The sequence below is a fragment of the Streptomyces gilvosporeus genome, assembly GCF_002082195.1.
In the GTDB taxonomy this organism is placed as follows: Bacteria; Actinomycetota; Actinomycetes; order Streptomycetales; family Streptomycetaceae; genus Streptomyces; species Streptomyces gilvosporeus.
In genome coordinates, this window is record NZ_CP020569.1 from 5,440,814 (window position 1) to 5,463,167 (window position 22,354).

At 71.8% G+C, this 22,354-nt stretch carries 22 protein-coding genes, 1 tRNA gene, 1 pseudogene and 1 riboswitch; of the genes and pseudogenes, 12 read left to right on the top strand and 12 right to left on the bottom strand.

All coding sequences use genetic code 11. The features are described from left to right. The first annotated feature begins 217 nt into the window (after positions 1-217). Positions 218-291 (top strand) — tRNA-Thr (locus B1H19_RS24370). A 43-nt stretch (positions 292-334) separates the two neighbouring features. Here B1H19_RS24370 and B1H19_RS38830 read toward each other — a convergent pair. Then, the gene (locus B1H19_RS38830) at positions 335-481 is read right to left on the bottom strand and encodes a hypothetical protein (protein ID WP_203237216.1); all 147 of its coding nucleotides are present in this window, start codon (positions 479-481) and stop codon (positions 335-337) included. Here B1H19_RS38830 and B1H19_RS24375 point away from each other — a divergent pair. Continuing rightward, positions 471-841, top strand: a pseudogene (locus B1H19_RS24375) (NAD(P)-binding domain-containing protein); the annotation flags it as partial. The gene B1H19_RS38830 and the pseudogene B1H19_RS24375 sit on opposite strands and share 11 nt — an antisense overlap. 33 nt (positions 842-874) lie before the next feature. On the opposite strand, the gene B1H19_RS24380 reads toward B1H19_RS24375, so the two are convergent. Together B1H19_RS24380 and B1H19_RS24385 are read right to left on the bottom strand one after the other, a co-directional pair. Continuing rightward, positions 875-1,534, bottom strand: a complete 660-nt coding sequence (locus tag B1H19_RS24380; protein ID WP_083106907.1) for a response regulator — start codon at positions 1,532-1,534, stop codon at positions 875-877. Further along, positions 1,531-2,754, bottom strand: a complete 1,224-nt coding sequence (locus B1H19_RS24385; protein WP_083106908.1) for a sensor histidine kinase — start codon at positions 2,752-2,754, stop codon at positions 1,531-1,533. Before B1H19_RS24385 ends, B1H19_RS24380 begins: the two co-directional genes overlap by 4 nt. Positions 2,755-3,073: 319 nt before the next feature. Between B1H19_RS24385 and B1H19_RS24390 the strand changes: the two genes are divergently transcribed. The 3 genes from B1H19_RS24390 (at position 3,074) to B1H19_RS24400 (ending at position 5,705) form a co-directional block, all read left to right on the top strand. After that, entirely contained in the window at positions 3,074-3,496 is a 423-nt protein-coding gene (locus B1H19_RS24390; protein ID WP_083106909.1) for a hypothetical protein, read from the top strand. Positions 3,497-3,678: 182 nt separating this feature from the next. After that, positions 3,679-4,782, top strand: coding sequence for an aminopeptidase P family protein (locus tag B1H19_RS24395; RefSeq protein ID WP_083106910.1), 1,104 nt, complete (start codon positions 3,679-3,681; stop codon positions 4,780-4,782). Between the two features lie 248 nt (positions 4,783-5,030). After that, a complete protein-coding gene (locus B1H19_RS24400; RefSeq protein WP_083106911.1) occupies positions 5,031-5,705 on the top strand; it encodes a pentapeptide repeat-containing protein in 675 nt (224 codons plus the stop codon). Between the two features lie 30 nt (positions 5,706-5,735). Here B1H19_RS24400 and B1H19_RS24405 read toward each other — a convergent pair whose 3' ends face one another. Together B1H19_RS24405 and map are read right to left on the bottom strand one after the other, a co-directional pair. Beyond that, the gene (locus B1H19_RS24405; protein WP_083106912.1) at positions 5,736-6,233 is read right to left on the bottom strand and encodes a hypothetical protein; all 498 of its coding nucleotides are present in this window, start codon (positions 6,231-6,233) and stop codon (positions 5,736-5,738) included. A 194-nt stretch (positions 6,234-6,427) separates the two neighbouring features. Further along, positions 6,428-7,195, bottom strand: a complete 768-nt coding sequence (gene map / locus B1H19_RS24410; protein ID WP_083109843.1) for a type I methionyl aminopeptidase — start codon at positions 7,193-7,195, stop codon at positions 6,428-6,430. A gap of 137 nt (positions 7,196-7,332) precedes the next feature. On the opposite strand from map, the gene B1H19_RS24415 reads away from it, so the two are divergent. Then, positions 7,333-7,602: a helix-turn-helix domain-containing protein gene (locus B1H19_RS24415; protein WP_083106913.1), complete on the top strand. Its 270-nt coding sequence runs from the start codon at positions 7,333-7,335 to the stop codon at positions 7,600-7,602. A 200-nt stretch (positions 7,603-7,802) separates the two neighbouring features. Here the strand turns inward: B1H19_RS24415 and B1H19_RS24420 are convergent, their stop codons facing one another. Beyond that, entirely contained in the window at positions 7,803-8,378 is a 576-nt protein-coding gene (locus B1H19_RS24420) for a TerD family protein (protein WP_083106914.1), read from the bottom strand. A gap of 266 nt (positions 8,379-8,644) precedes the next feature. On the opposite strand from B1H19_RS24420, the gene arfB reads away from it, so the two are divergent. Next, a complete protein-coding gene (arfB, locus tag B1H19_RS24425) occupies positions 8,645-9,073 on the top strand; it encodes an alternative ribosome rescue aminoacyl-tRNA hydrolase ArfB (protein ID WP_083106915.1) in 429 nt (142 codons plus the stop codon). Positions 9,074-9,129: 56 nt separating this feature from the next. On the opposite strand, the gene B1H19_RS24430 is transcribed toward arfB, so the two are convergent. After that, positions 9,130-9,744 carry a flavin reductase family protein gene (locus tag B1H19_RS24430; protein ID WP_083106916.1) on the bottom strand — a complete coding sequence of 205 codons (615 nt, stop codon included), beginning with the start codon at positions 9,742-9,744 and terminating at the stop codon, positions 9,130-9,132. 378 nt (positions 9,745-10,122) lie between these two features. Between B1H19_RS24430 and cdgB the strand changes: the two genes are divergently transcribed. Together cdgB and B1H19_RS24440 are read left to right on the top strand one after the other, a co-directional pair. Beyond that, positions 10,123-11,775, top strand: a complete 1,653-nt coding sequence (cdgB, locus tag B1H19_RS24435; RefSeq protein WP_083106917.1) for a diguanylate cyclase CdgB — start codon at positions 10,123-10,125, stop codon at positions 11,773-11,775. 268 nt (positions 11,776-12,043) lie between these two features. Then, a complete protein-coding gene (locus B1H19_RS24440; RefSeq protein ID WP_083106918.1) occupies positions 12,044-12,949 on the top strand; it encodes a CBM35 domain-containing protein in 906 nt (301 codons plus the stop codon). A gap of 77 nt (positions 12,950-13,026) precedes the next feature. Here the strand turns inward: B1H19_RS24440 and B1H19_RS24445 are convergent, their stop codons facing one another. From B1H19_RS24445 to B1H19_RS24455, 3 genes are all read right to left on the bottom strand, one after another. Then, positions 13,027-13,956: a 1-phosphofructokinase family hexose kinase gene (locus tag B1H19_RS24445; RefSeq protein WP_083106919.1), complete on the bottom strand. Its 930-nt coding sequence runs from the start codon at positions 13,954-13,956 to the stop codon at positions 13,027-13,029. A 274-nt stretch (positions 13,957-14,230) separates the two neighbouring features. Next, positions 14,231-15,466, bottom strand: coding sequence for an N-acetylglucosamine-6-phosphate deacetylase (gene nagA / locus B1H19_RS24450; RefSeq protein ID WP_083106920.1), 1,236 nt, complete (start codon positions 15,464-15,466; stop codon positions 14,231-14,233). Next, the gene (locus B1H19_RS24455) at positions 15,466-16,398 is read right to left on the bottom strand and encodes an ROK family protein (protein ID WP_083106921.1); all 933 of its coding nucleotides are present in this window, start codon (positions 16,396-16,398) and stop codon (positions 15,466-15,468) included. The genes nagA and B1H19_RS24455 overlap by 1 nt, the downstream gene beginning before the upstream one ends. A 258-nt stretch (positions 16,399-16,656) precedes the next feature. Here B1H19_RS24455 and B1H19_RS24460 point away from each other — a divergent pair, with 258 nt between their 5' ends. From B1H19_RS24460 to otsB, 3 genes are all read left to right on the top strand, one after another. Beyond that, on the top strand, positions 16,657-17,931 hold the full coding sequence (locus tag B1H19_RS24460; protein WP_083106922.1) for an ABC transporter substrate-binding protein: 1,275 nt from the start codon (positions 16,657-16,659) through the stop codon (positions 17,929-17,931). Positions 17,932-18,003: 72 nt separating this feature from the next. Then, positions 18,004-18,348, top strand: a complete 345-nt coding sequence (locus B1H19_RS24465) for a DUF3263 domain-containing protein (protein ID WP_083106923.1) — start codon at positions 18,004-18,006, stop codon at positions 18,346-18,348. Between the two features lie 87 nt (positions 18,349-18,435). Beyond that, on the top strand, positions 18,436-19,365 hold the full coding sequence (otsB, locus tag B1H19_RS24470; RefSeq protein WP_083106924.1) for a trehalose-phosphatase: 930 nt from the start codon (positions 18,436-18,438) through the stop codon (positions 19,363-19,365). Positions 19,366-19,446: 81 nt separating this feature from the next. Here otsB and B1H19_RS24475 read toward each other — a convergent pair whose 3' ends face one another. Both B1H19_RS24475 and B1H19_RS24480 read right to left on the bottom strand, forming a co-directional pair. Beyond that, positions 19,447-20,952 (bottom strand): alpha,alpha-trehalose-phosphate synthase (UDP-forming), encoded by a 1,506-nt coding sequence (locus B1H19_RS24475; RefSeq protein ID WP_083106925.1) that lies wholly within the window; start codon positions 20,950-20,952, stop codon positions 19,447-19,449. Positions 20,953-21,049: 97 nt separating this feature from the next. Further along, on the bottom strand, positions 21,050-22,012 hold the full coding sequence (locus B1H19_RS24480; protein WP_083106926.1) for a glucosyl-3-phosphoglycerate synthase: 963 nt from the start codon (positions 22,010-22,012) through the stop codon (positions 21,050-21,052). Positions 22,013-22,196: 184 nt separating this feature from the next. Then, a riboswitch (SAM riboswitch) is annotated at positions 22,197-22,346 on the top strand. Positions 22,347-22,354: the final 8 nt, after the last annotated feature.

A 22,354-nucleotide genomic window follows, 5' to 3' on the forward strand; every position in this document is an offset into this window, starting at 1 on the left:
CACCGGCAGGAACGTGCCGGACGATCCGAGTAAAAGGAGTGGTGTAGTCCACCACGGTGGACTTGCCGTGACGCTACCCGCGACACGGCCCGCTGTCAGTAGCCTGCGGCCACGAATATTCTCCGCCCTCCCGACGATCATGCCCGCGACCGGCGGCACCGCTCACGGATATAGGGCGACGGGCATCCGCAACGCCTGGGTACACTGCTTCACGCACGCCTCCTTAGCTCAGCTGGTCAGAGCGCCGCTCTTGTAAAGCGAAGGTCGTCGGTTCGAATCCGACAGGGGGCTCTGAGGAGGTCCAGGTCAGGTAGCAGCTGACCTGGCCTTTTTCTTACGCCCTTACCGGGCTGTGAGGGGCGAGGGTCCAGGCGTGCTGGTTGCTGGTCCAGCCGCCGCGGCGACCGCCTCGGGCGAGGTGGCCGTCGGCGGCCAGCGCGAAGAGCAGGTCGGCGGCGATGCTGCGGCGCGACTCGTTCAACGCCGTCACCGCCCTGACCGCCATCGCCGACCGGCTCGCCGGCAAGACCCTCGTCGACTACGCCGTCCCCTACCTCTACGGCGCCGAAATGGAGCACCCCTGGCCCACCCCCTGGGGCGTCATGCCGAAGCTGGATCCCTGCGACACGGACAGCCTCGCCGAGCGGATCCAGCGCGCCCTGCCGGATGTGAAGGTCGTCAAGTCCTTGAACGGACCGTCACCGATCTGCCGGCGTCCTACGGCTGGACCGACATCCTCGACCTCGGCAACCTCATTGCCGCCCGCGGTATGGAGATGTACGCCCACATGCACAACGCCATCGGCCTCGCCCTCGGCTTGGGCAGCCACTTCGGCGTGAAGTCGTCCGCTGACGGCCCACTGAACGCGGCCGTATCAGACAAGGCCCTGTCGGTAGGCGTAGGCGACGGCCTGGGCGCGGTCGCGGGCCTCGATTTTGGGGAGGAGGCGGTTGATGTGGCTTTTGACGGTGCCTTCGCTGACGACGAGGCGGGCGGCGATCTCGGTGTTGGAGAGGCCGGCGGCTATGAGGGACAGTACCTCGGCCTCCCTGGGGGTGAGTCCGGCGGGGAGTGGGGGGCGGGACAGCGGGCGGGGCGCCGGGGGCGCGCCGGCGATGGCGTCGATGAGGTGGTGCTGGACGGCCGGATCGATCGCCGCCTGGTCGTCGAGGACGCGCCGGAGGGCCTGGCGGATCTCCGCCCCGCCGGTGTCCTTGGTGAGATAGCCGCGGGCCCCGGCGCGGAGCGCGTCGATCACGGAGCGGTCGTCGGAGTAGGTGGTGAGGACGACGACCCTGGTGCCGGGGGCGCGTTCGTGCAGCAGACGGGTGGCCTCGACGCCGTCGCAGCGGGGCATCCGCAGATCCATCAGGACGATGTCGGGGTGCAGGTCCTCGGCGAGGGCGACGGCCTCGGCCCCGTCGGAGGCGGCGCCGACGACGTCGACGTCGGGCAGGAGCCCGAGCACCAGCGTCAGCCCCTCCCGGACGACGCGCTGGTCATCGGCGATCAGGACACGGATCGGCCGGCTCATCGGGGCACCTCCAGCTCGACGCGGAAGCCACGGTCGGTGGCCGCGGTGGTGAGCATGCCGCCGAGGAGTTCGGCCCGCTCGCGCATGCCGGTCAGGCCGTAGCCTCCACTGTCCTTGGGGGCTCGCTCCGGGACCGGGGTGGCGGCCGGGCCCGGCCGTGCGCCGCCGACTGTGAAGTCCTCGACCGTCAGACGGGCGGCGGACGGTGCGTAGACGAGGTGCAGCTCGACCCACTCCGGGTGCGCATGCTTGCCGATGTTGGTCAGGGCTTCCTGGGCGACCCGGTAGAGCGCGAGGCGTGCCTCGGAGCCGAGTTCGTATGCCTCTCCGGTGACGGTGAGGCGGCAGGGTATGTCCCGGTCCTGCTGGAACCGGGCCGCCAGTCCGGCGAGCCGTTCGGGGCCGGGCAGGGCGTCGTCACGGAGCATGCCGATCGCCCGACGGGCTTCTTCCAGCCCGGACTTGCCCAGGTGGTGGGCGCGATCGACGGCATCGGGGAGGCGGGGGTCACCCGGGTCCTCGGACGCCAGCATCCGGGCGGCCTCAAGCTGGAGCATCAGCCCGGAGAGGGAGTGCGCGAGCACATCGTGCATCTCCCGGGCGAGCCGCTGGCGCTCCGCCAGCCCCGCCGCCCGCGCCTCCGCCGCCCGGCTCTGCTCCAGCTCGGAAAGCAGCTGTCCGGCAAGCCGGTTGGCCTCGCCGAGCCGCAGGGCCAGGAACAGCATTCCGTAGAAGGCGCCGAGCATGATGGCGTTGAGCAGCGCGGAGGCGACCGAGCCGTCGTGACCCGCGGCCATGGTCACGCCCAGGAACACGAGGGTGACGACGGTCAGGGGGACCCAGAGGTGTCCGCGCACGACGGGCGCGAGGAGGGACACGCCGACGAAGATCCCGGCGACGCCCGCCCCGTCCGGTTGCAGCCACACCAGCGCCGTCGACGCGGCTATCAGGACGCCGACGCACGCGAGGTGGATCCGGCCGGCGCGCCGTAGCGTGGCCAGCGACCCCAGCCCGCCGAGGACGAACCCGCCCAGGGCCCCCGAGACGGCCAGCCCGCGACCCTCAACTCCCGGGCCCGGGTGGGCATGGAAGGCGGTCCAGGCCACCACGGCCATGACGAACGGCGCCAGCGGACGCAGCCAGCGCAGCACCGACTCCTGCCGCGCCCGCGTGGTGCGCAGCGTGGCGAGGGTCGCAGCGGTCACGGGTGTGGTGGTCATGGGACGAACGGTAGGGCCGCCGGGCCCGTCCGGCATCGGCCCAGGGGTTGACGAGACGCCTCAAACCCAGGGTGGACGAGGCGCCAACCCCGGTGAGAGAACTCGGCCCGGACGCAGTTCCAACCCCGCGGCGACGCGGTGCGGGGCCCTTCTCCCGCACGCTTCAGGCACCGGTCCGCAGATCCGAAGCGACCGGTGCACCCGGAGCGACCGGTGCATTCGGAGCGACCGGCGCATGCCCGCGCGTCGCGGTCGGTATCCCGACGCGATCGGCGCCCCGCCGCGGTCGCCCACCCGACATCGAGGAGAGAGGCTCCCCATGCAGCACACCCCAGATCCGGCCCTGGACCATCCGCGCAGCCGGACGGCGTTCCGCGGCGTGCGGCGGCTGGTCTCCGGCTATCTCGGCCTCAGCGTGCTCACCCTCGTGGCCATCGTCCTGCTGCGCGGCGATGCCGCCGCGGTGAACGACGCCGTTTGGATCCGTGGCACCCTCGTCGTCGTCAGCGCGGTCGTGATGTTCGTGTGCGCCGTCCGCGCGGCCCGCGGCTCCCGCCCGGCGTATCACCGGATGCGGATCATCTCGGCGGCGATGGTGCTGGTCATCGCGGTGATCATCGTGCTCCCCGGCCCCTTCCCCTTGTGGCTGAAGATCGAGCAGGGCGTCTGCGGTCTGGTCCTGACAGGCGTCGTCGCGATCCTCAACGGCAGGCATCTGCGCACGCTGTTCGCCGACCGGTAGACCGCGCCCCCTCCGCTGCCCCCGGAGGAGGCGTTCCGGGCGGCGCCGGAGCGGCGTCCGTGCCGATCTCCGGCAGCCGCCTCGGCGCTTGGGTGATGGGGTGGCGAAGGGGTGGCGGCGGACGGGATATGGGCGGGATGTAGCGGGTGTCGCGGCGTAGATTCGCCGCCATGGTGACTTCTATGACGCGGGATGACCACGAGCGGCGCATGGAACGGGCATCACGGGCCGCCGCCCATTTCGGACTGGCGGGGCTGATCGTGACGCCGGGCCCGGATCTGGTGTGGCTGTGCGGCTATCAGCCCCCGGCGGCCACGGAGCGGCTGACCGCCCTGGTGATCGCCCCGGGGCGGCCGCCGCGGCTGTTGGTGCCCGTACTGGAGCAGCCCGATGCGGAACGGGCGGCCGGGGCGGACGCGATGGATGTGGTGGGGTGGACCGACGGTACGAACCCGTATGAGCTGCTGGCCAAGTGGCTGGAGCCGGAGGGGCGTTACGGGGTGTCGGACGCGACATGGGCCCTGCATCTGCTGGGTCTCCAGCGGGCGCTGCCCGATAGCGCGTACCGGGCGCTGACGGAGGTGATGCCGATGCTGCGCGCCGTCAAGGATGCGCACGAGGTGGCGCGGCTGGCGGCGGCCGGGGCGGCCGCGGATGCGACGTACGAGAAGATTCTGGGCGTACGGTTCGCCGGCCGGCGGGAGAGCGAGGTGGCGGAGGATCTCGCGCGGCTGCTGATCGAGCACGGGCACAGTCAGGTGGATTTCACGGTCGTGGGGTCCGGCCCCAATGGCGCCAATCCGCACCATGAGGCGGGGGAGCGCGTCATCGAGGACGGCGACATGGTGGTGCTGGACTTCGGCGGCCTCAAGGACGGTTACGGGTCGGACACCACGCGCACCGTGCACGTGGGGGAACCGAGCGCCGAGGAGCGCAAGGTGCACGACATCGTGCGCGAGGCGCAGCAGGCCGCGTTCGAGGCGGTGCGGCCCGGGGTCGCGTGCCAGGACATCGACCGGGTGGCCAGGAGGGTCATCAAGGCGGCGGGGTACGGCGAGTACTTCATCCACCGCACCGGACACGGCATCGGGGTGACCACCCATGAGCCGCCGTACCTGGTGGAGGGCGAGCATCTGCCCCTGGTGGCGGGGATGTGTTTCTCGATCGAACCGGGCATCTATCTGCCGGGGCGGTTCGGGGTGCGGATCGAGGACATCGTGACGTGCACGGAGTCGGGCGGACGGCGGCTGAACGACACGGACCGGGCGCTGGCGGTGGTGCGGTAGAGGCTCTCGGCCCCGGGGCCCGCCGGACTCCGTGCCGCGGCCCGGGGATGTCTACTTCTCGTCGCTCGGATTGCCCGGGCTCGACTCCTCGCCGCGGCGCGAGGGTTATCCACAGGCCGAAGCGATTGTCAGTGGCGTGGTTCACGATGGGGCGTGCAGGCGTGACGAGCAGTGACGCGACAAGTGGTGACGTGACGCGTGGTGAGGTGACGTGGGTGACGTGACCGGCGACGAGAGGCGGTGATCGCATGGCAGGGCGCGGTAAGGGGACGACGACGGTACGGGCGGTGCGGCGGCCCGAGGTGCGGCTGCCGGAGCTGCGGCCGTACGACGGCGGGCCGCTGGAGTCCGAAGGGGACTACGACGGGCTGGAGTTCCTCGATGCCGACTGGGCGGGGCAGACGGCGCACGGTGCGAGATTCCTGGACTGCGCGCTGCGGCGGTGCGCGCTGGACGAGACGGTGCTCGGCCGGGCCCGGTTCATCGACAGTGTGCTGAGCGGGGTGCGCGGTGTCGGCACGGACCTCTCGCAGGCGTCGCTGCGCGATGTGGAGGTGACCGACGCCCGGCTCGGCGGGGTACAGCTGCACGGTGCGGTGCTGGAGCGGGTCGTGGTGCGCGGCGGGAAGATCGACTTCCCGAATCTGCGCGGGGCGAAGCTGCGGGATGTCGCCTTCGAGGGGTGCGTGCTGGTCGAGGCGGATTTCTCGGGCGCGGAGCTGGAGCGGGTGACGTTCGACGACTGCACCCTCGCGCGGCTGGATCTCACCGAGGTGCGGATGAAGGACGTCGACCTGCGGGGCGCTGCCGCGGTGGACATCGCGCGGGGGATCGACCGGCTGTCGGGTGCGGTGATCAGCGCGGCCCAACTCCTCGATCTGGCCCCGGCGTTCGCGGCGCAGATAGGCGTACGGGTGGAGTAGCCCGGGGCGAGGCCCCGCGGGCGGTGGGGATCAGATGCGGGGGAAGCGGGCCTGGAGGTCCCAGATGGCCGGGTTGTCGCCGAGGCCGTCATGCAGATCGATGAGATCGGCGATCAGATCGTGCAGAAAGTCGCGGGCTTCGCGGCGCAGCGCGGCGTGGTTGACGGTGAGCGGCGCCTCGTCGACCGGCATCCAGTCGGCGGCGATGTCCACCCACCCGAAGCGGCGTTCAAAGAGCATCCGGTCGGTGGACTCGGTGAAGTCCAGCTCGGCGTGGATCGGACGGGCCGAGCGACTGCCGCGGGGGTCGCTGTCGAGCCGCTCGACGATGTCGCACAGCGCCCAGGCGAAGTCGAGCACGGGCACCCAGCCCCAGGCCGTCGACACCTCGCGGTCCGTCTCGGTATCGGCGATATAGACGTCACCGCAGAAGAGGTCGTGGCGCAGGGCGTGCACATCCGCGGTCCGGTAGTCCAGCTGCGGGGGGTCCGGAAAACGCCGGGAGAGGGAGTAGCCGAGGTCGATCACGTCATTGATGGTGTCACGCCGGTCGGGAGGGCTGGACGGACGGGCCGGACCGACGGGCCGGCCGGGGGGGCAGCAAGGCCGTGCCCCGCCGCCGCGCGCGCCGACGGGAAGCAGTGGGTGAAGGGCGTGCCCCGCTGCCGCGCCCCGCTGCCCTGCCCGCTGCCGTGCCCCGCCGACAGGTGGACGGCTTGCGCTCACGGCATCGTCAGCACGCGTGGTCCGTCCTCCGTGATCGCGACGGTGTGCTCGAAGTGCGCGGCGCGGGTGCCGTCCGACGTGCGCAGCGTCCAGCCGTCCTCCGCCACGTAGTACGCGTTCCGGCCGCCGGTCAGCAGCATGGGCTCGATGGCGAGCGCCATGCCGTGGCGCAGGACGAGGCCCCGGCCGGGGCGGCCGTCGTTGGGGACGGGCGGGTCCTCGTGCATGCGGCGGCCGATGCCGTGGCCGCCGAAGTCCTCGGGGATGCCGTATCCGGCCGCCCGTCCGATGCTGCCGATGGCGTGCGAGATGTCGCCTATCCGTGCGCCGGGCACGGCGGCGGCGATGCCCGCCTCCAGTGCGCGCCGGGTGACGTCCATCAGTCGTACGTCCTCGGGCCGGGCGGTGCCGACGCAGAAGCTGACCGCCGCGTCGCCCGCCCAGCCGTCCACCACCGCGCCGCAGTCGATGCTCACCAGGTCGCCGTCGCACAGCCGGTAGTCGTCCGGGACGCCGTGCACGATCGCGTCGTTGACGGAGGCGCAGATGACGGCGGGAAACGGCGTGCCGGCGAAGGAGGGGCGGTAGCCGAGGAACGGAGAGGTGGCCCCGGCCTCGCGCAGGACCGTACGGGCGACCTCGTCCAGCTCACGCAGTCGCACTCCGGGGGCGGCCGCCGCGCGTACCGCCGCGAGCGCATCGGCGACGACCCGTCCGGCCACGCGCATCGCATCCAGCGAGGCATCCGTTTTGATCTCCACCATGAGCAGTGCCACCTCCGGGCAGTGGCGCCCCGAGGGCAGGGGCGGCCGGTCGAAGAGAAAGGGGCATGTGGGGGCATGCCGAACGGCAGCCGGTAAATTAATACCGGTATTTGTTTACCGGTATTAGTATCACGGGCATGGTGCGAACTCCACTGACCCCCTGGGAACGCGAGCGTGGCGAGCGGCTGGGTGCGCTGCTGCGGGCGGCGCGCGGCGAGCGGAGCATGGTCGAGGTGGCGGCGGGGGCGGGACTGTCCGCCGAGACGCTGCGCAAGATCGAGACCGGCCGGGCCCCGACACCGGCGTTCTTCACGGTCGCCGCGCTGGCCGGGACGCTCGGGCTCTCGCTGGACGAGGTCGCGACGCTGGCCACGCCCCCGGAAGCGGACGCGGACGCGGTGGCCTGACGGCGGCGGACGCGGTGGCCCGAGGCCGACTCCTGTATGCGCCGGGCCCCGGAACGCACCGAGGGCCGGCCCCCCGAAGGGAGCCGGCCCTCGATCGGCCGCTCAACGGCGCCCGGGCCCGGAGCCGGAGCCGGAGCCGACTCCGGAGCCGGAGCCGACTCCGATGTCGGAGCCGCCGACCGTCCGCCGCGCGCCGAAGCTCAGACGTTGACGCCGAAGTCCTTCGCGATGCCCACCAAGCCCGAGGCGTAACCCTGGCCCACCGCGCGGAACTTCCACTCCGCGCCGTTGCGGTAGAGCTCACCGAAGACCATGGCGGTCTCGGTCGCCGCGTCCTCGCTGAGGTCGTAGCGGGCGATCTCGGCGCCGCCGGCCTGGTTGACGATGCGGATGTAGGCGTTGCGCACCTGGCCGAAGTTCTGGCTGCGGCTCTCGGCGTCGTAGATGGAGACCGGGAAGACGATCTTGTCGATGTCGGCCGGCAGGGCCGCCAGGTTGACGTTGATCCGCTCGTCGTCGCCCTCGCCCTGGCCGTCGACGTTGTCACCGGTGTGGACGATGGACTGGTCCGGCGTCGCCGTGTTGTTGAAGAAGACGAAGTGCTTGTCCGAGAAGACCTTGCCACCGCCGTTGACCGCGATCGCGCTCGCGTCCAGGTCGAAGTCCGAGCCGGTGGTGGTGCGGACGTCCCAGCCGAGGCCGACCGTGACGGCGGTCAGGCCCGGCGCCTCCTTGGTGAGGGAGACGTTGCCGCCCTTGGACAGGCTTACAGCCATGGGAAGTCCCTTTCCTGTTGAGTCTGAGTCTCGAGCCGCCGAAGCCGGACCTCGCGCTTCGGGCTCCGCACGCCGGCTTCGTCCTGCGGTTTTGCCCCACGAGTTCGTACTGCCGACGACGCTACCGTCACCCACAACAACGCCGTCAGGGGTCCGGGAGGTTCCAGCTGGCTTTACTTACTTTGCCGAATCCTGATCCGGATGCACGGCCCGGGGGGCGGAAAAGAGGGTGACGGAGGCACGGAAAGCGCGGGATCATAGGAGGCATGTCCGGGCCTTATGTCATCCGCGGTTCGGTTGTCCTTCCAGAGACCGAGCTCGTATGGCGTTTCTCGCGGTCCTCCGGTCCGGGCGGCCAGCATGTGAACACCAGCGACAGCCAAGTCGAGCTGCGCTTCGACCTCGTCAGGACGCAGGCGCTGCCCGAGGTGTGGCAGCAGCGTGCCCTGGAGCGGCTGGCCGGCCGGCTGGTCGGCGGGGTGCTGTCCGTACGGGCCTCCGAGCATCGCTCCCAGTGGCGCAACCGCGAGACCGCGGCCGTCCGCCTGGCCGCGCTGCTCGCCGAGGCCACCGCCCCGCCGCCCAAGCCGCGCCGCACATCGCGTATCCCACGGGGCATCAACGAGCGGCGGCTGCGCGAGAAGAAGCAGCGCGGCGAGACCAAGCGCGGCCGCTCGGGCCGCGATTGGGGCTGAGGATCCGCCGCCCCCGGTACGCGGCCCCCGCCGCTTCCGGGCGAGCCCCGGCGGCCTCACCCCAGGTGCCGGTACTTCCCGCGGAAGTAGGTGAGTGGTCCGGCGTCCTCGGTCGGCGCCGACGCGGCCAGGACGCGGCCGATGACGAGCGTGTGATCGCCGGCCAGCACCCGCTGCTCGGTCCGGCACTCCAGGGTCGCCAGTGCACCCGCGATGAGCGGCGCGCCCGCCGCTTCGCCCCGTACATGCGGGATGTCGGCAAAGAGCAGACGGTCGCTGATGCGGCCCTTCATCGCGAATCTCCCGGCCACCTGCCGCTGGCCCTCGGCGAGCACCGAGACGGCCCACAGCGGCTGGTGTGCCAGCAGGTCATCCATGCGGGAGTCGTTGCGAACGCTCACCATCACCAGCGGCGGTTCGAGCGAGACGGAGACGAAGGCGGTGGCGGTCATGCCGACGTCCTCGCCGCGCGGCCCGTCGTCCGGGTCGTGGGCGGTGATCAGCACCACGCCGGCGGCGAGACGGGACAGGGCGGCGCGGAATTCGTCGTCACTCACCCCCACAGCATGCGGGATCGGCGTGCCGCCCGGCACGGAGGCGAGGGCGACGGACGGGGCGGCCGGAACGGTCGGAGCGGAGGTCGTCGCGTCGGCAGGGGTTTTCGTGAACACGCCATGAACGCTAACGTCGCCAGCCGTCGCTTCGCATCGGACCCTGGAACCACCCGTGTCCTAGGTCCGACGGCCCAGGCCGCGCGGAACCGTGCGGCGCCGCACGGAAAGGCCGAGGTGAGGGGGCGGGCGGCCGGATTTGCGTTTCGGAAGAATGTGCCCGGTGAAACGAGGCGGTGAAAGGCGGCCTCGACGGACCCGTTTGAAGATCGCCAATACCCCTTTCGAATGTGTGACTTGAGTCACAGCGGGCGGTAATTGTTGACCCTGTGTACCGAGTGAACAGCTCACTGTGATTCAGTGAGCGAAGAAAAGAGCGTGGAATCGGGCGATCGAAGAATTCTGGAGTTGCTGTCGAGGTCTCAGGGAGAGCGAGCGATGGAGACCGAGTCGGAGCCTTACGTCCGTCTTGCGACCCTGCGGCAGCTGCACCAAGTGGTCGCCGAACTGAACACCGCACGCAGCCTTGCGGACACCTTGCAGTCGGTTGCCGACGGCGTGATCGCGGGGCTGGGCTTCGAGCTGTCGGCCGTCAACCTGGTCCGTCCGGACGGCGATCTCGTCGTCGCCGCGGTGGCCGGCAGTGCGGGCGCCGAGGCGTTGATGGCCGGGCGGGTCGGATCCCGCTCGTCCTGGGAGCGCCGGCTGTCGATGGGGGAGCGCTGGGGCGATCTGTGCTTCATCCCGTACACCGAGGGCTGGGTGCTGGACGACGATGACGTCCCGCAGTGGCACACCGCCGGGCCCGCGCCGCGGTTCCCCGACGAGTGGCACCCCATGGACCGCCTCTTCGCGCCGATGTACTCGCAGGCCAACGGCGGCGGCGAGCTGCTCGGCGTGATCTCCGTGGACCGGCCGCGCAACGGCCGGCGCCCCGGTGCCTGGGGGCGGGAAGCGCTCCAGATGTACGCCTTCCAGTCCGCCATCGCGATCGGCAACGCCCGGCTGCGGGCCAATATGCAGCGCGCCCTGGTCCGACTGGAGCGCGAGCAGCAGGCCCTGCGCGCCAGCGAGGAGAGCTTCCGGCAGGCGTTCGAATACGCGCCGAGCGGGATGGCCGTCGCCGAAATGGGCGGTGACCAGCACGGACGGCTGCTGCGCACCAATGACGCGCTGTGCCGGCTGCTGGGCCGCCCGGCCTCCGCGATGCGCCGCTACTCCTTCTCCGACCTCGTCCACCCCGAGGACATCGGGACCCTGCTGCGGACGTCGGCCGAGGGCGGCCGCGCCGAGCTGCGGCTGGCCCGGCGCGACGGCACCTACGTATGGGTCTCGCTGCGCAATTCCGTGGTCGCCGACACCGCCGACGGGCCCCGATTCCTGCTCACCCACGTCGAGGACATCGAGGAGCGCAAGCGCCATGAGCTTCAGCTGGCGCACCGCGCCAGCCATGACTCGCTGACCGGGCTGCCCAACAGCGCCGAGCTGCGGGCCCGGCTCGGCGCCCGGCTGTGCTCCCGCCCGCCGGGCTCGGCCGCCGACGCCTACGCCTCCTCGGCGACCCTCGCCGCGGGCCCCGGGGGTGCGCCCGGCTACCGGTCCGAGGGCAAGGAGCCGTTCGAGAGCGGCCCCGGCGGCTATGACCACCACGTGCACACCGTCGCGCCCGCGGAGGGCGCGGAGGACGACGGCTCCAAGGGGCTCGCGGTCCTCTTCTGCGATCTCGACGGCTTCAAGTCGATCAACGACCGCTTCGGGCACCACACGGGCGCTGCGGTGCTGATCGAGGTCGCCCGCCGCCTGACCAGCGGCGTTCGGGACGGCGATACGGTCGCCAGGCTCGGCGGCGATGAGTTCGTGGTGCTGGCGGACGGCCTGGGCACCGCCGACGCCCAGGACCTCGCGGTACGGCTGCGCAACGCGATCATCCCGCCGATCCGGGTGGACGGCCGGGCGGTGCGGGTCGGTGCCAGCTTCGGCATCGGCTGGGCCAGCTGCGGGATGACCGCCGAGGAGGTCCTGGCCTCGGCCGACCAGCGGATGTACGTCGAAAAGCGCTCCCGCTCGAAGGCCAACCGCCGGGCGGGCTGAGCCGCGACCGGGGCGTGCCCGGCCGGACCCAGTCGATTGCCGCGTATCTCACACCCGCGGCCGTCTGTGCTGCCCACCGGCCGTTCATCGATCTGTAGCGATCTTGTGGCGGTCCGGGCACGGTGTGGCCCGGCCGCGAAGGGGTAGGCTGCGCCGATGCGGCGCGCTGCCGACGGGGGCCCGGAGAGACAGTTTCGAGCAGCCGCGCGCACGCGGACCGCGGACCTACGCAGGCAGACGCGTACACATCGCTTGGGAGTGACACGGAATGACGGCCGGCAACAACGGCGCGGACACGCCGGAGAACGACGACCCGTTCGGCTACCTCTACCGCTCGGAAGGCGGCGAGGGCGCCACCGCGGGCTCGGCGTCCAGCGGTGCGGCGCGGCAGCCGGGGGTGCCGAGAACCTCGTACAACCAGGTGCGTGCGGTCGGCGAGCGCCAGTACGGCGGCCAGCAGACCCAGCAGCCGCCGTACGGGCGGCAGAACGCCCACTACGCGGCGCCGGAGACCCTGCCGGGCAACGAGCGCACGCGCTCGGCCCCGTCCCAGGGCTACGACCAGGAGCCCCGGCGCGGCCGTAACGGGCTGCTGATCGGCGCCGTCGCTGTGGTCGCGGTGGTGTGCATAGGCATCGGCGTCGCCATGTTCACCAACAGCCAGGGCAAGAACGACACCGCGAACAAGCCCGGCCCGACGGCCGGCGACTCGGTCGCCCCCAGCAAGGAACCGTCCACCAAGCCCTCCGCCGGTGCGCTCCCCAAGCAGGACGCGGGCAGTCTGCGGCTCGACGGCGGCGCCGTCACCGCCAAGGACGTCCCGGGCGCACGCTCGGCGAACGGCACCTATGTCGGGGGGATGAACACCCCCGGCGCCTCGGCCACTTGGACGGTGAACGTCGACAAGGCCGGTACGTACGCGCTCAATGTCGACTACGGCGTGCCCGGCAAGGACGCCAACCTGACGCTGACCGTGAACGGCAAGGCCGACCCCCGGCCCATATCCCTGAAGAATTTCGCGGGTGCCCCAGCGGGGGCCTGGGACAAGGGCTGGACCCAGTCCTGGTCGATCGTGAACCTCACCCAGGGCACCAACACCATCAAGATGTCCTGCGAGAGCGGCAACCAGTGCGATGTCAACCTCGACAAGGTGTGGCTGACGCCGCCGAAGTAGAACACGTAACTCGCCCTCCGGCGGCGGTGTTTCACGTGAAACCGTGTTTCACGTGAAACATCCGGTTCAGGCCGGGTTCAGGCCGCCGTCGGGTGATCCGTCACCACGACACGGGGCAGCAGCTCTTCGTACGTCCCGGGGTCGAACTCCCCCGCGGCCGCGGCCCGTACGGTCGCCGCCGACAGGGCCACCGCGCGGATCAGCCGGTCCGGCCAGGGCAGGTTCTCGACCAGGCCCGACAGCAGACCCGCCACCGCCGAGTCACCGGCACCGGTCGGATTGCCGGCGATCGGCCGCGGCGGGGCGGCCTGCCAGACGCCGTCCGCGGTGACCGCGAGTATGCCCTTCGCGCCCAGTGAGGCGGCCACCGTATGGGCGCCCCGGCGGCGGGCGTCACGAGCGGCGCGCAGCGGTTCGGTGCTGCCGGTCAGGGCGGCGAGTTCCTCGGCGTTGGGCTTGGCCAGATCGGGCCGGGCGGCCAGGCCCCGGCGCAGCGGTTCGCCGCTGGTGTCCAGCAGAACCGGCACTCCGGCGGCCCGGGCGGCGCGGGTGAGCCGGGCGTAGACATCGACCGGGACGCCCGGCGGCAGGCTGCCGCACAGGGCCACCGCCCGTGCCTCGCCGAGCAGTTCGCGATAGGTGCCGAGGAAGGCGTCCCATTCGGCGGGGGAAACCATCGGGCCCGGTTCGTTGAGCTGGGTGGTGTCGCCGGTGGTCTCGTCGACGACGGCGATGGTGCGGCGGGTGGCGCCGCCGACCGGCACCAACGCGTCGGTGACGTCGGACTCCTGGGTGAGCAGCGCGCGCAGCGCCTCGCCGGTGCCGCCGCCCGCGAAGCCGGTGGCGATCGTACGGTGGCCGAGCGCGGCCAGGACCCGGGCGACGTTCAGGCCCTTGCCGCCGGGTCGTTCGGTGACCTCGGTGACCCGGTTGGTGGTGTGGGTATGCAGCCGCGGCAGCCGGTAGGTGATGTCCAGGGCGGCGTTCAGCGTGACCGTGAGGATCATGGTTCCCCCTCCCGCACCGTGCTCGGACGGCTGTGCCGGTGGGCGCAGCCGTTGGCCGGGCAGTCGTGGGCCGTGGGACGGCCCCAAGTCGGCCAACCGCGTTCGGCGGTGGCATGCGGACAAGTGCGCGAGCGATCATGCCATCGTCGACAGGGGTAGGCCCAGACCCGGGGTAACCACCGGTCACCGGGGAACCGCCCCGACGAGTCCGCCGGCCCGGTCCTCCCGCGTGCGCACCGGGCCGACCGATCGCCCCGCGTGCCTGCCGCGCCCGTCAGCCCTTCCCGGGACGTACCAGCCATTCCCCCTGCCGCATCACGCCGACCAGGTCGTATGCGGCGTCCAGCACCACCAGGTCGGCGTCCTTGCCGGCCGCCAGGCCGCCCGTGCGGTCGTCGATGCCCAGCAGCCGGGCCGGGACGGCGGACAGCACCTGGACGGCCTGATCCACGCTCAGGCCGTCGAGGGTGACGGCCCGTTTGAAGGCCCGGTCCAGGGTGAGGGTGGACCCGGCGATCGAACCGGCCGTCGGCCCCTCGCTGATCCGCGCGACGCCGTCCGTCACCTCAACCTGCATCGGCCCGAGCGGATACCTCCCGTCGCTCATCCCGGCCGCGCCCATGGCATCGGTGATGAAGGCGACGCGGTCGGCGCCGGCGCTGCGGAAGGCCATCTGGAGGACGGCGGGGTGCAGATGGGTGCCGTCGTTGATCAGCTCGACGGTGACCCGCTCGTCCTCCAGGAGGGCCGCGACCGGGCCGGGCGCGCGGTGGCCCAGGCCCGGCATCGCATTGAAGAGATGGGTGGCCACGGACGCGCCCGCGTCGATGGCCTCGCGGGTGGCGTCGTAGGTGGCGTCGGTGTGGCCGACGGCGGCGATGATGCCGGCGTCCGCCAGCAGCCGTACGGACTCCAGGCCGCCGGGCAGCTCCGGGGCGACGGTCATCATCCGCGCGGTGCCGCGGGCGGCGTCGATCAGGGTGCGTACCTCGGCCGGGTCCGGATCGCGCAGCAGCTCGGGCTGGTGGGCGCCGCAGCGGCCGGGGGAGATGAACGGGCCCTCGAAGTGGATGCCGGCCAGGTCGCCCTGCTGGACGAGTTCGGCGAGCACGGCGGCCTGCCGGGCGAGGTCGTCCAGGGTGCCGGTGACGGTGGAGGCGGCCATCGAGGTGGTGCCGTGGCGCCGGTGGGTGTCGATGGCCCGAAGGCATTCCTCGGGGTCGGCGGACGAGAAGGAGCCGCCGCCTCCGCCGTGGACGTGCAGATCGATGAAGCCGGGCACGACGAGATGGCCCGGCAGATCGATGACCTCGGTGTCCCGCTCGTGGGCGCCCGAAGGGGGCAGGCCGCCGCCGGTGTCCCGGTCGCGGCTGCGGATCTCGCTGATCCGGGTGCCCTCGACGGTGATCCGGCCGCTGTCGACGGTGCCGCTCGGGCGGGCGATGCGGGCGCCGGAAAGGACGGTGCGCCGGGGCTGCGCCGACCGGGCCGGGGACTGGTGCGGTGCCATTACGCGGTTACCTCCGTGGAGAGAAGATCCCAGGCGAGCAGTCCTGCGCCCAGGCACCCGGCCGCGTCCCCCAGGGCCGCCGGAACGATCGAGGGAAGGGGCTGGAAGGTCACCCGTCGGCGGACCGCTTCCCGCAGCGGCACGAACAGCGTGTCGCCCGCCTCGGCGAGCCCGCCGCCGATGATCAGCGTCTCGGGGTCGAGCAGGGTGAGCCCGGTGACCAGGCCGTCGGCCAGGGCGTCCACGGCGGTCTGCCACACGGCGCGGGCGCGGGCATCGCCCGACTCCACGGCCTTGGCCGCATCCGCCGCGCCGGCCTGCGGATCGCCGCTGGCCGCCGCCCAGTCGCGGCCGACCGCGGCGGCCGAGGCCAGCGTCTCCAGACAGCCGCGCTGCCCGCAGCCGCACTCGCGCCCGCCGGGCCGTACGACGATGTGGCCGATCTCGCCGGCGCTGCCGTGCGCGCCCGCCTCGATCCGGCCGCCGGATCCGATCGCGCCCGCGATGCCCGTGCCCAGCGGCACGAACAGAAACCGGCCGACGCCCTTGCCCGCGCCGAGCCGGCCCTCCGCCAGCCCGCCGGCGCGCACGTCGTGCCCCAGCGCGACCGGCACCCCGCCCAGCCGCTCGGACAGCAGGGCCCGCATCGGGACGTCCCGCCAGCCGAGGTTGGCGGCGTAGACGGCCGTTCCTGAGGCTTCGTCAACGATGCCGGGCACCGCGACGCCGGCGGCGTCCGCCGGTGCCCCGAACCGCTCCCGGCCGAGGGCGTGCAGCTCGGCGGCGAAGCCCAGGACGGTCTCGATGACCGCCTCGGGCCCGCGCTCGCGGCCGGTGGGGCGCCGCGCCTCGTGGAGCAGGGTGCCGTCCGCCCCGACGAGGGCGGCTTTCATCCCGGTGCCGCCCACATCCAGGGCGATGACGTTTCTCACGCCACCAGTTTTGCCCGATCCCGCATAAAAGGTCTAGTCCACTCACCGATTCCTTGGCTCCTTGCGCCTGTTTGGCCTGGTCGGCGCACGGCCTCGTGATCATCGCGTGGGGAGGGCGATATCGAACAGAGACTTCCGGTGGTGTAGACCTTGTGTAGACGCGCGAGTAACACTCGCAGTTCATGCCGGTGGAGGGGGACCCCCGACGCCGTGATGGACCCGGCAGAACACATTTCGGGACAAGGGCGGTAAACAACGGTGCAGCGGCGGTACTTGAGCCTGGCGGCGGCGGGACTTGCCACCGTCATGACCCTCACTCTCACCGGCTGCGGCAGCGGCCCGGGCGACGGCGATGTCACGCTCAAGCTGGTCGCGGCGGATTACGGAGACAGTGCGGCCAACAGCTCCCAGCACTACTGGGACGATCTCACCCGTGAGTTCGAGAAGAAGCACCCCGGCATCAAGATCGACGTCGATGTCTACAGCTGGACGGACGTCGACAAGAAGGTCGAGGACATGGTCAAGGCCGGCAAGGCCCCCGACCTGGCGCAGATCGGCGCCTACGCCGACTACGCGGCCCGCGGACAGCTCTACAGCGTCGACAAGCTGCTCTCCATACCCACCGAGGCCGACTTCACCCAGTCCCTCGCGGACGCCGGCGAATACCAGCGGGTGCCGTACGGCATGCCGTTCGGCGCCAGCACCCGGCGGCTCTTCTACAACAAGAAGCTCTTCGCCCAGGCGGGCATCACCAGCCCCCCGAAGACCTGGGACGACATCGCTCAGGACGCCAAGCTGCTCAAGGACCACGGCGTCAAGATGCCCTTCGCGCTCCCGCTGGGCCCGGAGGAGACCCAGGCCGAGACCCTGATGTGGATGCTCGGCGGGGGCGGCGGCTACACCGACAGCATCGGCAAGTACACGCTCGACTCGCCGCAGAACGTCAAGACCTTCGAGTGGCTCCAGAAGAACCTCGTCGCCAAGGGCCTGACCGGCGGCGACCCCGCCAAGGTCAACCGCGCCGACGCCTTCCAGGGCTTCGCCGACGGCGAGGTGGGCATGCTCAACGGCCATCCCACGCTGATGAAGCAGGCCGAGGCCAAGGGCGTCGACTACGGCACCACGGCACTGCCCGGCAGCAACGGCAAGGCCAAGGCCACCATGGGCGTCACCGACTGGATGATGGCCTTCAAGCAGCCGGGCCACCGCGCCCAGGTCGGCCAGTTCCTCGACTTCGTCTACAGCAAGAAGAACGTGCTGAAGTTCTCCAGCACCTACGGACTGCTGCCAGTCACCGTCTCGGCCTCCCAGGAGATGATGGCCGACGACAGGTACAGCAAGCTGCACGGCTTCCTCGAACAGCTCGCCGGCGCCGAGTTCTACCCGGCCGACAAGACCACCTGGCCGCTGGTCTCCAAGACCCTCAAGGCCAAGATGGGAGCCGCCGTCGAGCCCGACGGCAACCCGTCCGCCGTCCTCAGCACCATCCAGAACACCGCGGACGCGGCCGACAACGCCGCCTCCGGGGAATAACCGCCCCGCGGCGCCCGGCCGGGCCTGGTCCGGCCGGGCGTTGTCCGACCCTGGGCCTATCGTGGGAACGTGATGAGGGACGGTACGCAGACGACGGACGGCGACGAGGGCGCGGGCGGCCCGGCCGGCGCGGACGACGCCACGGCCGCGGACCGCACGGCCCCGGACGCCGCGCCCACAGAAGGCCCGGCCGCCGCCCTCTCCGACCGTGACGAAGCGGTGCTCGCCGTGGAGCGCCGCTCCTGGCCCGGCCCCGGTGCCAAGGAGCGCGTCATCCGCGAGCGCCTCGGCATCTCCCCGACCCGCTACTACCAGCTCCTGAACGCCCTGTTGGACGACCCCCGCGCCCTCGCCCACGACCCGGTCACCGTCAACCGCCTGCGCCGGATACGCGACGCCCGCCGCGCCCGCCGCTGACCCGGCGGCCCGAAGGCGCCCGGCGGGTCGCCCGGATGCTCCCGTACACCCGGCGTGCGCCCATACCCCGCCGGTAGGGTCGGCGCCATGGGCAGCCCCGGGAACGCCGCGCCGAATTCCGAACCGACCCCCTCGTCCGCACCGCCACCGGACACCGCGCCGCCGCGCGCCCTCCCCACCCCCCGTACCGCCGCCGGCCGCAACGGACTCGCCGCCCTCCTGGCCCGTCCCGAACGCGCCGTCATCGCCCTCGACTTCGACGGCACCCTCGCCGATATCGTCCCCGACCCGGAAAAGGCCCGCGCCCATGGCGGCGCCGTCGCCGCCCTGGGCCGCCTCGTACCGCGCCTGAAGGCCGCCGCCGTGATCACCGGCCGCCCGGCCACCGTCGCCGTCCGCCTCGGCGGCTTCGACTCCGTCCCGGGCCTGGACCACCTCACCGTCCTCGGCCACTACGGCGCCGAGCGCTGGGAAGCGGCCACCGGCACCGTCCACGCCCCGCCCCCGCACCCCGGCATCGCCGCCATACAGGCCGAACTCCCCGGCGTACTGGACGCCTCCGGCGTCTGGCGCGGCACCTGGGTCGAGACCGCCGTCGAGCGCAAGGGCGGCCGCGCCATCGCCATCCACACCCGCCGCGCCACCGACCCGCAGGGCGCCTTCGACCAACTCCGCGGCCCGCTCGCCGCCCTCGCCGAACGCCACGGCCTGATCGTCGAACCGGGCCGGTTCGTCCTGGAACTGCGCCCGCCCGGTATGGACAAGGGGGTGGCCCTGGCCGACTGGATCCACGAAACCGGCGCCGCCACGGTGCTCTACGCCGGCGACGACCTCGGCGACCTCGCCGCCTTCGGAGCCGTCGAGAAACTCCGGTCCGAGGGCCTGACCGGCATCCTGGTGTGCAGCGGCAGCGACGAGGTCACCGAACTGGCCGACCGCGCCGACCTGGTGGTGGACGGCCCCAAGGGCGTGGTCGGCCTCCTGGGCACCGTGGCGGACCACCTCACCGAGAGCTGAGCCGCGCACTGAGCCGCGCACTGAGCGGCGCACTGAGCCGAGCTCGCTCCTCCCACGCCCGGCTCACTCCGTCAGCCCGGCTCACGCCTTCAACGCCCGCAACTGGTCCAGGAACCACCGCGCCGGCGGCAGCGCGGTGGCGGCCGCGGCCAGCCGCTGGGTGCGCGCGCTGCGCTCGGCGTCGTCCATCGACAGCGCCTCGTGCAGCGCCTGCGCCGTGGCCGTCACGTCGTACGGATTGACGCAGAGGGCGTCCTCGCCCAGCTCCTGATAGGCGCCCGCCTCCCGGGAGAGCACCAGCGCACAGCCGCGCTCGGAGACCACCGGCACCTCCTTGGCGACGAGGTTCATGCCGTCCCGGATCGGATTGACCAGCGCGACATCCGCCAGCCGGTACGCCGCCAGCGACCGCGCGAAATCGTCCTTGACGTGCAGGACGACCGGCTGCCAACCCTCCGTCCCATAGGCGGCGTTGATCTCCTCGGCCAGCCGGCCCACCTGCGCGGTGTACTCGCGGTAGACGGCCAGATCCTGACGTGAGGGGTAGGCGAAGGCGAGGTGCACCACCCGCTCGCGCCACTGGGGCCGGTCGGCCAGGAGGCGGCGGTAGGCCAGCAGCCCGCGCACGATGTTCTTGGACAGCTCCGTACGGTCCACCCGGACGATGGTCTTGCGGTCCGGCCCGCCGATCTGCTCGCGCAGCGCCGCCAGCCGCTCCTCGACATCCGGCCGGAAGGCCCGCTCGCGCAGAAACTCCGCGTCCGCGCCGAGGCCGTATACGCCGATCGACGTCCTGCGCGCCGTGAGTCCCGGCGGAAAGGTGCGCAGATACGGCTCCTCGTCCCGCGGCCAGAGCGCTTCGCAATCGTTCCCCAGCGTCTGTTGGCAGCAGCCCATGAACGCGCGTGCCCACCGCTGGGTCAGGAAATTGGCGTGATCCGCACCGAGCAGGCCCGTCACCAGCTTTTGCTGGATGTCGTCGGGCAGCATCGCGAAGTACTCCGCGGGTGCCCACGGGGTGTGCGAGAAATGCGCAATCCGCAGGTCAGGGCGGCTCTCGCGGAGCATTCCGGGCACCAGCGCCAGGTGATAGTCCTGCACGAGAACGGCCGCCCCGGGCGCCGCGGCCGCGGCCAGCGCCTCCGCAAAGGCGGTGTTGTACGCCTCGTACGACGCCCATTGCGCCCGGAATTCCGTGTCGAATACCGGTTCCAGAGGCGTCTGGTAGAGCATGTGATGGACGAACCACAGCACGGAATTCGCAATTCCGTTGTAGGCGGCGGCATGCACGTCCGCCGGAATATCCAGCATCCGGACCCGCTGCCCGCCGGTCTCCGCCACATCCAGCAGCCCCCCGGTGCGCCGTACGGCCTCCCGGTCACCCTCCCCGAGCGCGGCACACACCCACACCGCGTCAGTGTCCGGGCCGATCGCCGACAGCCCCGACACCAGCCCCCCGCCGCCCCGCTTGGCGGTCAGCGCACCGCCTTCGGCCACGGTGTACGACACCGGACCGCGATTGGACGCGACGAGAACGTCGGCACCAGGCTGGACCGCGCTGCGCTCGGAGACCGTCTCGGAGACCATGTCGCGACATTAACCCGCCACCGATCCGCGCAAACGTACGGAAACCAGCCGGGGCGCGCAGCGCGAAACGCGCCGGTGCCGCCGGGCACGGCGTGGCTCAGGCCGCCCGCCGCTCCGCGTACTCCGGTATCTCCGCCATCGGCGGCCGCTCCTCCGTGTCGACCGCCGTCGTCCGCGGCACGAAGCCGTTCTCGCCCCGCTCGAACTGGGTCAGCCGCGGCCGGATCAGATGGCCGCGGGTCAGCCGCAGCTGGGCCGTGCGGTAGATGGCGGCGGCCATCCGGCCCAGCGCCCGGCCGTCCTGGTGGCGGTGCCTGCGCACACCGACGTCCACCTGGGCCAGGGCGTCCAGGCCGACCGTGTGCAGCGCATCGACCAGCAGCCCGAGCTCGACGCCGTAGCCCACCGGGAAGGGCAGCCGCTCCAGCAGGGAGCGGCGGGCCGCGTACTCACCGCCCAGCGGCTGGACGAAACCGGCCAGCTGCGGCCAGTGGAGATTGAGCAGCGGCCGGGCCACCAGCTCGGTGACGCGGCCGCCCTGACCTGCGCCGGAGCCCTCGCCGCCGATCTCCAGCGGACGGTCGTACATCGCCTTGACGAAATGGATGTCCGGATCGGTCAGCAATGGGCCGACGATGCCGGAGACAAAAGTGGCCGAGAATTCGCGCAGATCGGCGTCGATGAAGCAGACGATGTCGCCGCTGGTGGCGAGCAGCGAGCGCCACAGCACCTCGCCCTTGCCGGGCAGCGCGGGAATACGTGGCAGCACGCTGTCCCGGTGGACGACGGTCGCGCCGGCCGCCGCCGCGACCTCGGCCGTACGGTCGGTGGAGCCCGAATCCAGCACCACCAGCTCGTCGACCAGAGGAACGGTGTCGGTCATGAGCTCCGCACGTATCGTGGCCACGATCGCGCCGACCGTGGCCTCCTCGTCCAGCGCGGGCAGGACGACGCTGACCGTACGGCCGCTCTGGCGCTTCGCCTCCAGCAGCCGCCCCAGCGGGCGGTCGGCCGCGGACCAGGAGCGGCTGCCCAGCCAGCGCTCCACCTCTTCCAGCACGTCTACGACTCCTCGGTGACCGCCGGGCGGGCGGCAGGTGGGTGATCCATCGTGTGATCCGTCTCGCGCTTCGGACGACTATCTCAACTGTCAGAGCCTTCGGTTACAGTCTTGAACAACGCGGATGACCGTCGCATGTCGGGGTCCCCGCAAAAAACGCCTGGGTTTCGACCCAGCGCCATACCGCTCATCCAGAGGGGCAGAGGGATACGGCCCGTTGAAGCCCCGGCAACCCTCCAGTCGGTCTCCGCCGCGATCAGCGCGCGCGAGGCTCCCGGCTAGGGAAGGTGCCAAATCCGTCTCGTGGCGAGATGCGTCGCGAGGAAGATGAGGAGAAAGGGC